Origin of the sequence: Bifidobacterium cebidarum, assembly GCF_009193305.1 — a bacterium.
Classification (GTDB): Bacteria; Actinomycetota; Actinomycetes; order Actinomycetales; family Bifidobacteriaceae; genus Bifidobacterium; species Bifidobacterium cebidarum.
On record NZ_WBVS01000001.1, the window covers coordinates 217222 to 232988 of the forward strand.

Genomic DNA, 15767 nt, shown 5'->3' on the forward strand with positions numbered 1-15767 from the left:
AGTCCTTATCGGTCCCCTGCCGATCACAAATCGACAAGTTTCGTAATGAAACTATTGATGGCATTTCGGGCGGCCTCATAATCCTCGGGATTATTCACCACTACCGCAAAGGCCAGAACTCCTCCCCCCCAGCCGGGAGACATTGCCGGTCATGGACGTCACATGCGTCAGACTGCCTGTTTTGACGCGAATAAGGCCAGCTGCCTTATCGTCGGTGTAACGGTCCGCCGCGGTGCCGACCAGGCCGGTGATCGACAATCCTTCCGCAGCCGGGGCACCAACACCGGTCTTCAGATTGCGCTGCTGCACGGATACCAACGTGCGCACGGTCAGCTGCGAACCATCGGACAACCCGGAACAATCCGCCATCATCAGTCCTGCAGTATCGACGCCAAGCTCCTGCAGCGCCGCACGCACCGCTTGTGTGCCGCCTTCAGGGCTATTGGGCACATCTTGTTTGGCGAGCGCAGTCAGACGGCCGAACTCCTCGGCCAATGTATTGTCCGAATGACGCAGCGTATAGGCGAGAATCTCGGACAGCGTCGCGGAACTCACCGAGGCCACCGGGCTGGCGTCGCTCGGAGCGGCGGCCGCGGTCGGCTCCCCATTCACCGTGATGCCATTGTCCTGCATCAGCTGCGCGAACCGCTGTGCGACGTCAATGGCCGTATGCTGCGACAGCTCAGGGTATCCGGCCGAATCATCAGGATCGCTTGGGGCGGGGAAGGCATCCGAATATTGACGCCCGCCGTCGATGGCCATCGAGGAGACCGGCGTGTAGTACATCGTGTAGTCGCCTGATACCGAACCGCCGTCTTCAAGCCCTTGCGGGATGCGATTCTCACCGAACAACGTGTCATCATAGTGAAGCTCGACGCTGCCGATGCCTCGCTGGGCGAGCGCGGCGGCAGTGGCCTGGGCCAGGGTCACCAGCCCGGCACGGCCATTGACATGATCGGAATCGGATACGTCTGCAGACAGCAGCATGTCGCCATTGCCTTTAAGCGTCACCACAGTGCGCTCATCATCTGTCGAGATGAACGTTTGCGTATCAAGCGTGGAAGCCATGTTCAGCGTGGCGGATGCGGCCAAAGCGGTCAACGTTTTCATTGTGGATGCCGGTTCGCGTGGCGTATCAGCCTCATGTTCGGCAGCGGTGCGGCCTTGCGCATCCTGGATGATCACGGAAACGTCTTGGCCCACGCCTTGTGTGGATAACAGCTCGTTTACAAGGCTTGTGGCTTGACCGGCATTGATTGATTTGCTGAGATCGACCTGCGCAACGATGGTTTCGCCGGCGTTCGCGGTAGCGGGTTTGGCGAAGCTGACGTCGGGGACCGGCTTCATGGTCAGCATGCCGGGAGCGACGTCCGCGATATCAGCAATGCAGTATCCGGCGAATAATGCGACGGTAAGCAATGAGGAGATCGCAACGGTGACATGCCGGCTGGCTCTGCTGCGTCTGGACGTGCGCCCATTGCCCTGTGACTTCGCCACGACCATACCCTGTTTCTCCCTATGTGCCGTCAATGCTGCAGTGAGGCGAACGAATCAAGTGTCGTAACAATCGATAGCATTCGCGCATCCATCAGCTTACCGCCCAGCCATGCCCCCAGCACCAACATGCCCACACCGTTCAGCAGCGAAATAGGGATCAGCAGCCAGAACATCGTATCAATAGCACCGATGACGGCCAATATCAAAGCAACTACACCGGTGGGAAGCAATAGCACGAAGGTGCCGATCAGATAGACGAACGGGAAGAGCCCCTGCGCCATGGCCCGCCCTTGAGGCGACGAGAATGGTTTATCCATCGAAGACACCGGATACATCAGTATGGTCGAAGTGACCTCCGCCATGCCAATGCCGCATAATGCCACGGCAATGCCCAACGACCAGAACAGCAGAGCAATCATCAGGCCCCGAGAACGAGTCCAGTCACCGGTAACAATCATCAACACGATGCTCAACACCGTCAGATATGCCAACGCGATGCTCGCATACACTCGCACACGCCCGACACGGTCCTGTATGCCAGAGACGCCCGCAATCACCTGCATCGTGAATCCACGACCGTCATACGCGATGCCGTTGCTTTCCGCAATGGAAAGCAGCCAGCCGGTGGTGATCAATGACGACCAGATAGCCAGACTTTCCCCATGTGCCTGTACCGCGAAAATCACCACGAAGAACAGTGGCATGACGAACAACAGTGCTTGGCGAGGATCGCGCTTGAGATACGTGATCAGTCGCGCCGATATGGCTCCGGAGATGGAATCCGGCATGCGTGTAAAGGCGCCCAACCCCGCAATGCTGATCGTGCGCGATGCAGCACCGGTGGTTTCGCGTTCGTACTTCAAGCACCACAAACAGCCCGCGAAGCACACCGCCCAGGTGAGCGCCAACACCAGCATGTGACCCGCCAATGCCGGCAGATCCGCTCGTGCCGCATCGAACGGCAGCTGGAAAGCCGCTCCAAAAGGCGTCCAAGCCGTGACGTCCGCGAACAGGCGAAGTCCGGCACCGCGTTCGGCGGCCGTGGCTTCACGCAAGGCATCGGAGTTCACGATGATGTTCGGCAATTGGCACAACCCCACGAATCCCAGCACAGAGACTATATAGAACGTTGCTTTGCCGCGCTTTGAGGTAATCAAGGTGCTCAGCAGTGACAGCAACAGCTTGGATAGGCTGATAATGGTGAACACGGCGAGCACCGCCGATATCAGCGAGGTGATGATGACCGCGGGGCCCATACGACGGTAGGCCAGCGTCCACAGCATCAGGGCAAGTACGCCGGTGATGGCCGGCAGACCGCACATGCCGGCAAGTAGAAGTCCCAGGTGCAGTTTGCGGTCCGGGATACCATACAGCGCGAATTTCCTGGGACTCATGCTGGAGCCGTCGCCGAACATCATGAATTGAACGAACACCGTGGCCACAGTGATCACGGCACCGAAAATAACGATGAACCCACGAATGAAGGCGAACGCCCCATAATCGGCAGGCAGCACGCCGCTGGCCGCCATATGGTCCGAATCGCCGATGAACCATGCGCCCATGGCTGTGCCCACCACCGTTGCCACGGCAATGATCAAGGCGAGCACATAGGCGACGGTCTGCCACACCGATTTGCGCAATGTGGCCCATGTCAGCGCCCAGCGCAATCGTACCAATGTCAGCGCGGTAGTCATGCGAGGGCCTTTCCGCCATCCAGCCAAGACAAATGCGCGGCCTCATGACGGCCTCCGACCAGCTGCAGGAACCGGTCTTCCAAGTCTTCGCCTTGAGCCACTTGATCGATGGTGCCGGCGGCGCAAACCTGCCCATTGTTGACTACGGCCACATGCGTGCACATCTTTTCCACCAAAGCCATGACATGCGAGGAGATGATCACTGTGCCGCCAGTGCGCGCATACTCGATGAGAATGTCTTTGAGATTGGCGCTGGATACCGGATCCACCGATTCGAACGGCTCATCGAGCACCAGAATGCGCGGGCTATGAATCATGGCCGAAGCCAAGCAGATTTTCTTGGTCATACCGGCCGAATAATCGGTGACCATGGTGCCGGCGGCGGCATTGAGGTCGAAGGCGGCAAGCAGATCACGAGCGCGAGCCGTGGCTTCGGTGCGCTTCATGCCACGTAGCATGCCTGCGTAGACCAGGAGCTGCAGCCCGGTCAGACGGTCGAAGATCTGATCGGGCTGCGGCATCACGCCGATGATCCGTTTGGCGGCATTCACGTTCCGCCAAACATCGGCGCCAAGAATCATGGCGAGACCCGCATCCGGAGTCAGCAATCCGGTGACCATGTTGAGCGTGGTGGTCTTGCCTGCGCCATTCGGCCCTACGAGGCCATAGAACGAACCCACTGGAATATCAAGCGATAGCCCATTGACCGCGATGTTGTTGCCGAAGCGTTTGAACAAACCCCGGATGGACACCGCTGCATGTGGATTCGGCGGAAATGCAACATTCCCCTGCATGTTGTCTATGCTCATAAACTCACTCTAGCCTATAAGCACTCGAATGCCACGCTTTGTCGAAGAAGACACAGCGGTCGGTTTCCGGCCCGAATTCGTGCCGGTCCGGAAACCGGACAGCTCAGCCCTTATGCGTAATCGGCTTCCACTGAGCCTTGGCGAAAATCGCCTGGAAGGAAATCGGTACGTAGCTGAGCATGTAGATCGGGAAACTCAGTACGTATGCCAGCAATTCCTTATTGGAAGCGCCGATTTGGTCGCGCTCAACGATAATGGTCAATGCGGCGAGCGCCATCAGGCCGAGCACGGATGTGATGATGCCGTTCGACCACCCCACCAAAGACTGCCATTGGCTCGTCCAGCTCACAAAACCGAATGCCGCGAACAACGCACCCATGATGACGCGTGCCACGCCGAGCACGGTGAACGGGCAGAGCATCAACGTGAAATCGATGCAGGAGAAGTCACGTTCACGTACCGCGCGTTTGAGCAACGCGGGACCATAGTAACGGAATACCTGCAGGAAGCCCTTGCTCCAACGCAAGCGCTGACGCCAGCTTTGCGCGAACGTCACCGGCTGCTCATCGTAAAGGATCGCATTGCCGCAATACCCGATGCGATCGCCATGCAGAATCGAATCCATCGTGAACTCGAGATCTTCGGTCAGCAGATGGAACTTCCATCCCCTGTTGCGCTTCATGACATCGCAGGAGAACATGAATCCCGTACCACCCACGTGGCAGGAGGAGCCCAGAATCATGCGGGAGTTGGAAAGGAATCGCGATTCGCGGATGAACCACAGCGCGGAACCGGAAGACACCCAATTGTCGGCGAGATTCACTGAATTGCGGTAGCTGGTCAAGATCTTGAAGCCGGCGCTAAAGCCCTTGTTCATCTCTTCGAAGTAGTGCTTATCGAGCTTGTTATCGGCATCGAAGACGAAATAGGCGGCATAATCATCGGCCGCACCGGTTTCCAGCATATGGTTCAGCAGATAGGTCAGCGCATATCCTTTGCCGATCTGCTCCATATTGTGACGCTCCAGCACATGGCAGCCGCGGGCACGGACCACATCGGCGGTGTGATCGGTGCAGTTGTCGGCCACCAGCCAAATATCGATCAGCGAGGACGGGTAGGTCTGCGCATGAATCGAATCGATGAGGTTGCCGATGACGTTCTCCTCATTCCTGGCGGAGATCAGCACGGCATATCGGTTGGTCATCGGCGCGTCGGGGAATCGCACGGGCTTGGCGAACAGGGACATCACAATGCACACGCCCTGATACACCATGCCGGCACCGCCGACGATGAACAGCAGCACATCAAGCACAGAGAGCAGCGTCATCAGCGCCACCCCGCTCTCGGGTTGCTGCTGGCGGGGGACTTGGCCTCGTCCGATTTGCTCACATCAACTCCGTTCGCATGTTTGTTGGTCGACTCAGCGGTCGATGGCGTTGCGGTCCGCCCGTCTTCGGCTTCCTTGGCTTCTTCGGTACCTCGCAAACCAGGCTTTGCCATGCCCGAAGCATTGCCGGAAAGCACGTGCTTCGGAATCGCCACTGTAGCGGACTCATCATCCTCGGGAAGCAAAGGACCTCCCTGTTCAAGGGCGTACAGTTCCTGCTGCAATCTGCGCAGCTCCTCATCCATAGGCACTTTCTTGGTCGAGCCTTTGGCGGCGCGCGGCACATGCTCGCCAATCGGATGCAGCACGTGTTCGCCGAACGCCTCGGAAGCCTCCACGATCCTGGACTTCTTCTCGGGTACCGGGTCATACATCAGCGGCGAATCGACGAGCTCGTACCGCCTGGTGTAGGCACGGAAAATCACCTGGATCGAAGCCGTGACCGGCAAAGCGAGGAAGGCACCCAAAGCTCCGAACAGCGAGCCGAACGCCAGGACGGCGAGGAAGGCCAGGGCGGCATTGATGTCCATCGTGCGCTGGGAGATCCTCGGGGAAAGAATCAGGTTCTCGATCTGCTGATAGATGATGATGAACACCAGCACGGCGAGCGCGTACGTCCATCCACGATTGCCCCAGGCGAACAGCACCGGCAAAGCGCCACCGATATAGGTGCCCACCGTCGGAATGAACTGGGAAACCACGCCGCAGAACAGGGCCAACGGCAGCCAATACGGCACTTGCAGCACCTCGAGGAAAATCGCGGTGCAGGCTGCATTAATCAATGCCAGGATTGAGCGGGAGAACAGGAAGGACGAAATCTGGTCCTGCGCCACGGTCCACACCAACAGGAATCGGCGCTGGGTGTTGGGAGCGAGCCAACGGCAGAACGAACGGCGCAGTTTCGGGCCGGCTGCGGAAATGTAATACGTGGTCATAATCACGGTCATGAGGTTCAGCAGGAAGCCCATCAGCCCGCTTACCGTGCTCATGGCGGTGCCTGCGAAGTCGGTGACCCAGGACGTCTGGATGTTATTGAGAATTTCCGAGCCAAGACTGTTGATTTCAGGCAGTTCGAACGTGCTATATTGCCCGATGAATTCACGAATCTGCTCATACATGGCCGGCAGTCCGCTGACCATGGCGATGACCTGTGAGACGAACATATTGCCGAACAGGGTGAGCAGCACACAGATGATGATGGCAAGCCCCACCATGCCGGTGGCGGATGCCGCGCCACGCTTCCAGCCATGCTCCACCAAAGCCAGCACCAACGGTTCGATGGCCAATGCGATGAACAGGGAAATGATGATATCGAGCACCAGATAGGAGATGCTGCCCCAGGAACGCCAACAGAAGCTGAACACCACAATGGCTATGGCCACGTAGAACAACGCGCGTCCGAACCATTCCGGAGGCCTGCGAGGGTCGCCTTTGGCGGGGAACAGAGAACCCAGGTCGATGCGGTTTTCCTCCCCTCTGGGTGCTCCGGATTGTGGATTGGCGGCACTGGTGGTATCACCGGCGCCTGATTCATAGGTATTGCGCGCGCTTTCGCTCATGGCTCCCCATTGTAGCGAGGGGCTCGATGTTGCCGGCCGATTTCAGATGCTCGCGCAATGCTCATGCAATGTGCATGCCGTCCGCGCGCCAACGGGCCGGATTGTTTGCCGGAGTACACCCGCTTTTCTATCCTTGGAACCATGCTTACCGTTTCGATCATCATCCCAGCGTGGAACGAATCCGAACGTATTCGCGATTGCCTGCTGAATGCCACAAGGCAAACCGTGATGCCGCATGAGGTGTTGGTGGTGGACAATCGCTCCACCGACAACACCTGCGGGATCGTCGAACAGTTCATCGCCGAACATCCTGAGGCTCCGGTCAAATTGCTGCATCAGGACGATGAGCAGGGTCTGATTCCCACGCGTAACTATGGTCTGAACCACGCCACGGGTGATGTGCTCGGTCGCTTCGACGCCGACTGCATGATTCGCCCGGATTGGGTGGAGGTGGTCAGCGGCATCTTCACCGAGGACCCTGAGGCGATGGGTGCCACGGGGCCAGTGATGTATTACGACATGCCGTCACGCCATTTCGGTTTGCGCGGTGACAATTCCCTGCGTAAGCGCATCTACCGTGCCGATGGCGGTCAGCCGTTGCTGTTCGGCTCGAATATGGCGCTGCGTGCCTCGGCCTGGCATCAGATCGCGGACGAGGTGTGCCGAGATAAGGCCGATATGATGCATGAAGACATTGATATTTCCCTGCATCTGATGGGCAAGGATCTGAAAACCGTGTATTCGCCGCGCATGATCGCCGCGATGAGTGCCCGACGCATGGATACGTCGCTGAGCTCGTTCCTCAACTACATGCGCCGTTTCAAGAACACGTTCAACGCGCACCCGCAGCATTGGCGCAAACACAAGCCCGAGATTCTGTTCACCGCCATGTACCCGGCGATGCATCTGTTCTACCCGGTGTGGCAGAAGGTGTTGAACACCGCCGACATCAACCCGGCCGAGGCCGCGTGGATCAACGAGCAGATGGAGTTGGCTGAGGCACAGGGCAAGAAGCTCTATGCCGAGACGCCTACGGATGAGGAATACGACGAGAAACACGAGAAGTAATACCCGCCGAACCGGTCTAAAGACAACTGAGGGAGCCACAAATACCTGTGGCTCCCTCAGTTTTGTTATGCAAGCCTGATTCCTTCTCATCAAGCTCGTCAAGCTTTTCAAGCTCTTCAAGAAGGAATCATGCGCAACATCACATCAGCGACTTGTAGATGGCGAGGATGTCCTCTTCAGTGGCCTTGCGCGGGTTGCCCGGGGTGCACACGTCGTTGAAGGCATCGTGGGCCAGCGGCTCGAGATCGGCTTCAGTGGCACCGACTTCGGAGATGGTGGTCGGGTTCTTCAGATCGACGGTGAGCTTGTGGACGGCCTGCACGGCCTCTTCACGAACCTTCTCGAGGTCGCCGGTGTAGGCGTCCTCAACGCCGAAGGCATCGGCGATGTCACGATACTTCTCACCGGTGAAGTCCTTGTTGTATTCCATGACCGGGGCCAGCAGAATGCCGTTGGCGACACCGTGGGCCACGCCGAGACGGCCGCCCAGCGGGTGGGCCATGCCGTGCACCAAGCCGAGGCCGACGTTGGAGTAAGCCATACCGGTGATGTAGGAGGCGTATGCCATCTGCTCACCGGCCGGGATGTCGCCGTCTGCGGACTTGGCAAGGTTCTTGGCGATCATGCGAATGGTCTGCATGGACAGGCAGTCGGACAGGCTCCAAGCGCCCGGGGTGATGTAGCCCTCGATGGCGTGGGTCAGGGCGTCCAGGCCGGTGGCGACTTTCAGGCCGCGTGGCATGGAATCGGTCAGATCAGGGTCGACGAAGGCGACGATCGGGATATCATGCGGGTCGACAGCCACGAACTTGCGCTTGTTGGCGGTGTCGGTGATCACGTAGTTGATGGTGGTCTCGGATGCGGTGCCTGCGGTGGTCGGCACGCCGAAAATCGGGACGGACGGGTTCTTGGTGTCGGCGACGCCCTCAAGGGAGAGCACGTCGGAGAACTCCGGGTTCGCGGTGATGATGCCGATGCCCTTGCAGGTATCCTGCGGGGAGCCGCCGCCCAGGCCGATCAGGAAGTCGGCACCGGATGCAGCGAACTTCTCAACGCCATCCTTGATGCACTCAACCGGCGGATTCGGCTTGACATTGGAGAAGACCTCGTATGGCAGGCCTGCCTCGTCCAGGACCTTGGTGACCTTCTCAGCGGTGCCGGTCTCCAGCAGAACCGGATCAGTGACGATAAATGCCTTGGTGAACCCGTGCTGTTTCGCAACGGTGGGGATTTCCTTGATGGCACCACGGCCGAAGTATGCGGTCTGGTTGAAAATCATCCGATAGACCATTTTTATGCTCCTTTGCATTGGAACCATTGGGTTTTGCTGGTGTCGCATTCTCCCCGGTAAAAAGTCCGGTAAAAGAATACGACACCTTCACGAATGATTATAGACCGGGATGGTATGACATCCCGCATGTTGTGTGTTAGTAAATGTCAGCGATTATTCCCCGCGCTTTGCGTAGCTGCTGCATGGCAAACCGGGGGTCATCCACCGCGCTATTGAGCAGCATTTGCAGCTCGGCATCGGGGAGGCTCTTTGCGTATCGAATCCAGCTTGCCGCATCGTCGAGCATCCCGGTGGCGGCGTAGGCTTGGTTCGTTCCCATAGCGGGCAGGCGGAGCTTGGGACACTTTCGTTTTGTCTTGCGTATTGCTACCTCGGTGCAGGGGATGCCTACCATGTTTTCGGGGCATAGCACCCACGCGGATAGGCACCGGCATAGAAGCCATTTGCTGGGCCTATAAATGTCCCAATCCCATGTCAGCGGCCCCGTACCTCGGATGGCGGCGGTGTTATACGTATCGAATGTGTCCCGTTCGCTTTTTGGTCGGTCTTCAAAGCCCCAATCATTGAAGACGTCCAGCAACCTTTGCTTGTCATCTTCCGTGGGCATTTCGTCCTCGCTCAGGAGGGGCAGACCGAGGCACTCCATTGCGACGGTTGCAATCCGGGTTGCGCCGTCCAGAATGTCCTCGCGGACAATCTCCATTGGCATGCCCTCGGGAATGACCACGGTCGCGCTCTCCTCATAGGCGGCTTCGAGCTCTTGGGGCAAGGCCAGCCCCCGGTCGCTCGTGATTCGTATCGTCTTCATGTTTGCCTTTCCGTGCCGGTCTTTCCGGCCTCGCTAAGTTAATATCTGCCACCGTGGCTTTTCGTCACCCGAGACCCCCTCGTAGGCCCCGTTTTTGATGTCTCCGCAAGCTGCTTCTTCAGGCTTATGTTACGTATTTGTAAAACTTATGTTACGAACATGTTAACGATTCTCTGTCGTGCAGAAAACCCCGGTCCACCGAGGTTTTTGAAAAATCGCGTGTCCGATATTTACACGGTGACACGTCGGAAAGGCCGACGTGATGATTTGGAAGGGAGCCTTTATTATGGCTGGCTTTTCTCGTGTGACCGTTCCTGCTGGAACGATTGCTCCTTCGATGCGTTTCATTGCTCTCGCGTCCTATAAGGGCACGGAACCGCAGACCAATAGGGACGGCTCGCAGAAGCTTGTGGACGGTAAGCCCGTTTATCCGCTTCGCGGCTTGGCTGTCAAAGTTCTGCAAGCTGATGGGACTTGGCAGGTTGTTAACGACGTTTCCGTCAAGGCTCGTGTGGCAAAGGATTGGCCGCAACTGACTGAGCTTGTCCCAGTTGGAAGCGTGATTCTGACCCCGTACGTGAAGACCTCCGGTAATGGATACTCGTCCGTGGCGTGGTCGCTCGTTGTGGATGATTTGGATGTTGCCAAGTGACCGGCTTTGCCGGTCGGCGGGGCTTCGGCCCCGCCCCCTCATGGGGGAGGTTTGAAATGACTGGATTGTTCGCACGGCCTCGTGGTGCGGCTCCGTTGGAGGAATGCTTGGAGCTGGAAGGCTCGGGCGTATCCGCTGATGAATACCGGGCGGCGTGGCAGGCGGTTTGGGGAGACCTGTTGACCGTCTACGCATACGATGGCGACTTCATAGGTCTTACGCCCGTGGACGTGACTACGGAGTCGGATTGTGTTTGCAGACCTGAAGGCATTCGTAGGAACGTCGCTTTGCTTCGCTCCTATGGGGAGCTGGGTGGCCCCGATGCTTTGAGCGATGGTGATTACACGGAGATTTTTGGAAGGGAAGGATGGGACGATGACGGTTCAAGACTTGTCACCAACGCAAGCCCCTTGCCCCTTGTCTGAGGCGCTTCAAGGCACCGGTTTGACCGTGATTGATTACGTGCGCTTCTGGAAATGGGCTGGGGCACCGGATGTGGCTGTCAATGACGTTTGGGGCATCACGCACTTTTACGCGATTGATGAAGCGGTACGTCAGGGGTTTCTTTTTGACCCGCTGGAGGTCGCGTACAACGCGGCGTTGTTCCAGGAGGTACGTAGGGCGGCGCTTCGAGCGGCCGGTCTTGCCCTCGCTGACGGGAGACGGGGGAACTGATGACACTTGCAGGTCTTATAGGTTTCGCTATCGGATTCGTAGCGGGTTCGATAACGGCGGCAACGATTTTCGTTGCGATTGTTTGGATTGACGGAAAGGATTTTCACTATGAACGGGACAAAGCGGCCCGTGAAAGCGTGGCTGGAACCGGCGACATATTCGGCTCTCAGGATGTGGGCTGCGGCGATACCGGGCATGACCATCTCGAAGTTGGTGGGGGTGGCGGTGCGTCGGGAGCTGGCGAGGCTGCAAGCCCAGCAGAAGCCTCTCGATGTAACGGAACCCCGCCCGTCTGGAGGGGCTGACGGAAGAGGAAATAGACCCCCGCGTGGCGAGCGTGGCGAGCGTATCGAGGTCTCTAGGGACGGCTACGAGCGATGGCGACGAGAGCGGGCCGAGGCGAGGGCTACGCAAGATTCGGAGGCAGGGCAATGACAGCGCATGAGGTGCTGGAATGGCTTACGTCTACGCGCGTGCCGGTATGGTGCGTGGTTCTCGCTCTTTTTATTGGGATTTTCGCTCGCGAGCTGGTCGAGGCTTGGGGCCGTAGCCGGGAACGGGAACAGGCATATAAGGATTACTGGGACCGGAAAGGGGGTGAGAACGATGATGAGGATTATTGACGGCGAGCCTTACGTCTCGCAATCCGACGTCGCCGCGCTGGGTGAGGTCTCGGACACGCAGATTATGCGGCTTACTGCTCAGGGCGTTTTCCGTGACTCCATCCAACGGCTGAACGGGCGATGCTGGTACCGGCTCACCGACATGCTGAGCTGGCGTAGGTCCCGGCAGGGCTGATGTCCACATTTGTGGACACTGGGGAAGTTCCCCGTGGCCCCCGCGTCAGCGGGGGTCAAGCCCCCGGAGGGGGCGCAGACGCGACGGCGGCGAATGCCGCCGGGCGCGCAACCTTACGGGGAACTTCTCTACAAAATGGTGAAAACCGTTGGAATTATTGGCCTCGCGGGGCTTCGCAACTTCTCTACAAAACCGGGGGAACTTCCCTACAAAAAAATATATGCATGGAAATGCACCGTGTGCTTGGTCTGGATGAATATGTTTCTCCGGCGTTCTGAGCATGTTGGGAACTTCCCTACAAAAAAGGAGGTTTGGAATGGTCTTGTCGCTCGTGCGTGAAATCCGTTATCCATCGAAGCAAAAGATTAGGCAGCTGAATCACGTGATGAACTCGTCGGCATGGCTCATTACGGTTCCATCAAAATATGTTCGCGGTGATGTGCGTATCATCACGGATGTGTTAGAGGGGCACCCGTCATGGTCGTGGATAGGCCAGAAAGAGGAGGGCGATGGCTCCACCGTTTGGAATCCGGAGAAGAAGGCATGGGAGAAAGGGCCTCGACCCAAGGCCCCTGATGGTGTCTGGCTATTCGGGGACGGCGGCAAATACAACGGCATGAGGCACTATTGCTTTTTCGTTGCCACTCCGCAAATGCATGGCGGTACTTTCGCAAAGATGTTCCCAGACCAAACGGATATTGAGGTGTGTCGTCGTCCTGAAGCAGCAGCCCGGTATGTCTCGAAACTCGAAACACGAATAGAAGGCCCTTGGCAATCGACCGGCTTCGCATTTCCCCAGCAAGGCAAACGTTCGGATTTAGTTACCCGTGACGATGCAGTGAAAAAGGTGCTGGCTGGCGCTGACCCGGACGAACTGATGAAGGCAGACCCGAAGTTGTTGGCTTTTGCAAAGTATTTGGACCGGGCCTATGAGATTTGGATGAAAGAGAAAGGAAAAGGCATGCGTGATGTGCATTGTCTTTATGTATACGGTGAGGCTGGCGTAGGCAAATCTCTGTGGGCTTGGCTTTACGGTAAACGGCATGGCAGGGATGTATACCGATTGACCGATTACGTACATCCTTGGGACGCATACCGGGGTGAGTCGGTGGTGATTGTCGAGGATTTTGACGGACGTATGCGACTCGATGACGTGTTGCGCTGGACGGATAGATATCCCGTGGAGCTGACGGCTCGGTACGCAAACAAACATGCGTTGTACACCACGGTGATTTTTACGTCGAATCGGCCAATGTCAGGATGGTATGGCTACGACGAGTTCGAGCCGAAACAGGGACCGATAAACCGCAGGATTACGACGGTGTGCGCGTCGCTCGGCTCTGACGGGGACACGATTAGCTTTCGTCATGTCGCAGGCCCTGAGTGGATTGAAACGCTCCCGGATGAATCGTTGCGCTCGATGATAGGGGAATCCACCGGCGTAGCCCCCTCGGGTGCTGACGGTCATGGGTACGTCGAGAAACCCGAAACGACCCCGGTTGAGAAGCCTCAGCCGGTGGCAAACGATGAGGCATATCCCGTGGATATGTCCAGCCCTACGGCGTTGCCGTTCGCGGTCGATGCTGATGGTATCCCGATTGACTTGGGGTAACCCCCGTAGGGGCATCGTACGGGCCGTAGCGGTACGCCGTGCGAGAGTGACGCATAGCGCGGGGCGGCGGTGTGCGGGCATGTGCCGCAAGCCGTCCGGTGCCCCCGCCGTGGAGCCGCCGCTTGCAAGGCGGAACGCCGGGGATGTGCCGGACGGCGGCGGTGCGTCCGCATGTGCCGACGATGCCCGCGCGGCGCGTTGCGGGGTGTGTGCGTACCGCGCTCGTATGATGCTGGTCAGTCGTAGTCGGGTTCTTCCTTGATGGTCTGTAGTTCCTCGGCTGTGAGGTAGTTTTCCTCCGGCTCCTTTGGGGTTAGCTCGCTGTCGATTAGCTCGATGGCCTCCCGGCGCTTCTGTTCGGTGGTATGGGTATACCGTGCCGTGACATCAGCCTCTTTCTTATGTCCGAGAATGTCCTTTCGCACGGCCCAGTCCACCGAATACATTTCCATGATGGATTCGGCTACGTGCCGGTTGTCGTGTTGCCTCCATTTCCACGGCCCATACCATGCACCGCTCCATTGCTTCTTCGTCATTTCCTTTTCGTCCGGCCATTGACGCGGCTTGCCCGTCCGTTTGCTCCGGGTGATGTCGTCCCGTATGGCCCAGTTATGATAGGCCAGAAGCAGCTCCTGCCATATGCTCGTGAGGTATGCCGGCTTGAAGTGCGTCCCCTTGCCGGTACGGAAAACCCAATCGTCGGGTTGGCCCCGTTCGGCATCTCGCTTGGCATGCAGTACATCGGCTATCCTTCCCGATAGCGGCAGAAGCCTTGCCGCTGATTCGGTCTTGCCTCCGGATGTCTTGACGATGGCCCGGCCCTTCTCTTCGATGATGACGCGCTCGGCCACGCTCACGCGCCGGTGGTCGAAATCCACGTCCTTCCATTGCAGACCCAGTACTTCCTCGCGACGCAGGCCCATTCCCATCTCCATGAGGCATAGCGCGTAGAACCGATGGAATCTGTTCGGCTTCGTCTCCCCCGTCATGGGGTCGGTTATGTCCGGTTCGGCTAGCCATAGGAGCAGGCCCGGCGCATTGCTAATCCAGTCCTCCGTATGCTTCGCTTGAGCCTTGCGCACTTTCGGCTCAGCGGGTATCCGCAGATACCTCGTGGGGTCGTCCGCCGCTCGTATCCAGCCCTCGCGAACGGCTTGATAATAGATGCTCTTCAGTACCTTGGCCGCTTCTGGTATCGCGTCCACGACGGCCTGTAGCTCGGCGGTGCTATATGCGCTGATGCTCTTGTCCGGTAGCCGCTTGCCCACGGCGGCGAGCTGTTTTTCATACGTATAGCGTGTGTTGCCCCTTACGTTGCGTTTCGTCTTGTCCTTCCAGAAAAGCTCTATCGCTTCGCTGAGCTTATGCGTGCGCGGTGTGCCGGTCTTGCCGGTGGCAAGCTTGCGACGCATATTCTTCTCCATCGCGGCCACGGCCATCGACCTTGCCATTTCGTGGACGGCTGGATTTTCTTCTTCGGGTATGTCCGGTACGGGCGCACTCCCCGTTATCTGTCTCCAGTCCCCTGAGGCTGTGCGGTAGCAGGTATAGGCCCGGTACTTTCTTGTGCCGTGCGTGTTGACCACCGTGATGCTTGGTGTTAGCGTAGCGAGGCCCCGCGAGGCCGTCAGGCTGGTGTCTTTCATGCCTCTATGATAAAACGTCGGGTAAAAAGAAAAACCCCGATTTTCGGGGTTTTGGCAGGCTTAAAACGTTGGAATTTCGCGGTTTCTTATGGTCTCCGGTAAATCATGCGATAAACCATAGGTGCTCTCCTTTTTGAGCTCGTACCTGTTCCAGCCATTCGTTCGTTGAATGGTCTAACGATTCCTCAGTCTAGCGCGTCTGTGAACGTTAACCTGAAAACACGCTGAGAAGATACCATGCAATCAAATATTTTCCTGAACGATGAGATTC

13 protein-coding genes and 1 pseudogene are annotated in these 15767 nt (G+C 57.9%); 6 read left to right on the forward strand and 8 right to left on the reverse strand.

Annotated elements, in window-relative coordinates; translation table 11 throughout:
• Nucleotides 1-23: 23 nt before the first annotated feature.
• The 5 genes and pseudogenes from dacB to F7D08_RS00880 all read right to left on the reverse strand — a co-directional run bounded on the left by dacB (nucleotide 24) and on the right by F7D08_RS00880 (nucleotide 6946).
• A pseudogene (gene dacB / locus F7D08_RS00860) lies at nucleotides 24-1503 on the reverse strand (D-alanyl-D-alanine carboxypeptidase/D-alanyl-D-alanine endopeptidase).
• A 23-nt stretch (nucleotides 1504-1526) separates the two neighbouring features.
• On the reverse strand, nucleotides 1527-3191 hold the full coding sequence (locus tag F7D08_RS00865) for an ABC transporter permease (protein WP_152208868.1): 1665 nt from the start codon (nucleotides 3189-3191) through the stop codon (nucleotides 1527-1529).
• Nucleotides 3188-4000, reverse strand: a complete 813-nt coding sequence (locus F7D08_RS00870) for an ABC transporter ATP-binding protein (RefSeq protein WP_152208869.1) — start codon at nucleotides 3998-4000, stop codon at nucleotides 3188-3190. Before F7D08_RS00870 ends, F7D08_RS00865 begins: the two co-directional genes overlap by 4 nt.
• A gap of 103 nt (nucleotides 4001-4103) precedes the next feature.
• The gene (locus tag F7D08_RS00875) at nucleotides 4104-5327 is read right to left on the reverse strand and encodes a glycosyltransferase family 2 protein (RefSeq protein WP_152208870.1); all 1224 of its coding nucleotides are present in this window, start codon (nucleotides 5325-5327) and stop codon (nucleotides 4104-4106) included.
• Nucleotides 5327-6946: an AI-2E family transporter gene (locus F7D08_RS00880; protein WP_152208871.1), complete on the reverse strand. Its 1620-nt coding sequence runs from the start codon at nucleotides 6944-6946 to the stop codon at nucleotides 5327-5329. Before F7D08_RS00880 ends, F7D08_RS00875 begins: the two co-directional genes overlap by 1 nt.
• A 141-nt stretch (nucleotides 6947-7087) precedes the next feature.
• Here F7D08_RS00880 and F7D08_RS00885 point away from each other — a divergent pair, with 141 nt between their 5' ends.
• Nucleotides 7088-8014, forward strand: coding sequence for a glycosyltransferase (locus F7D08_RS00885; RefSeq protein ID WP_152208872.1), 927 nt, complete (start codon nucleotides 7088-7090; stop codon nucleotides 8012-8014).
• 139 nt (nucleotides 8015-8153) lie between these two features.
• Here the strand turns inward: F7D08_RS00885 and fucO are convergent, their stop codons facing one another.
• The gene (gene fucO / locus F7D08_RS00890) at nucleotides 8154-9305 is read right to left on the reverse strand and encodes a lactaldehyde reductase (RefSeq protein ID WP_152208873.1); all 1152 of its coding nucleotides are present in this window, start codon (nucleotides 9303-9305) and stop codon (nucleotides 8154-8156) included.
• A gap of 136 nt (nucleotides 9306-9441) precedes the next feature.
• Nucleotides 9442-10113, reverse strand: coding sequence for a hypothetical protein (locus F7D08_RS00895; protein WP_152208874.1), 672 nt, complete (start codon nucleotides 10111-10113; stop codon nucleotides 9442-9444).
• 286 nt (nucleotides 10114-10399) lie between these two features.
• On the opposite strand from F7D08_RS00895, the gene F7D08_RS00900 reads away from it, so the two are divergent.
• The 5 genes from F7D08_RS00900 to F7D08_RS00920 all read left to right on the forward strand — a co-directional run bounded on the left by F7D08_RS00900 (nucleotide 10400) and on the right by F7D08_RS00920 (nucleotide 13850).
• On the forward strand, nucleotides 10400-10765 hold the full coding sequence (locus tag F7D08_RS00900) for a hypothetical protein (RefSeq protein ID WP_152208875.1): 366 nt from the start codon (nucleotides 10400-10402) through the stop codon (nucleotides 10763-10765).
• 375 nt (nucleotides 10766-11140) lie between these two features.
• Nucleotides 11141-11440 (forward strand): hypothetical protein, encoded by a 300-nt coding sequence (locus F7D08_RS00905; protein ID WP_152208876.1) that lies wholly within the window; start codon nucleotides 11141-11143, stop codon nucleotides 11438-11440.
• A gap of 431 nt (nucleotides 11441-11871) precedes the next feature.
• Nucleotides 11872-12063, forward strand: coding sequence for a hypothetical protein (locus F7D08_RS00910; RefSeq protein WP_152208877.1), 192 nt, complete (start codon nucleotides 11872-11874; stop codon nucleotides 12061-12063).
• Nucleotides 12047-12238, forward strand: coding sequence for a hypothetical protein (locus tag F7D08_RS00915; RefSeq protein ID WP_152208878.1), 192 nt, complete (start codon nucleotides 12047-12049; stop codon nucleotides 12236-12238). Before F7D08_RS00910 ends, F7D08_RS00915 begins: the two co-directional genes overlap by 17 nt.
• A gap of 316 nt (nucleotides 12239-12554) precedes the next feature.
• Nucleotides 12555-13850, forward strand: coding sequence for a P-loop NTPase family protein (locus F7D08_RS00920; RefSeq protein ID WP_193316128.1), 1296 nt, complete (start codon nucleotides 12555-12557; stop codon nucleotides 13848-13850).
• A gap of 236 nt (nucleotides 13851-14086) precedes the next feature.
• Here the strand turns inward: F7D08_RS00920 and F7D08_RS00925 are convergent, their stop codons facing one another.
• Nucleotides 14087-15496, reverse strand: coding sequence for a tyrosine-type recombinase/integrase (locus F7D08_RS00925; RefSeq protein WP_152208880.1), 1410 nt, complete (start codon nucleotides 15494-15496; stop codon nucleotides 14087-14089).
• Nucleotides 15497-15767: the final 271 nt, after the last annotated feature.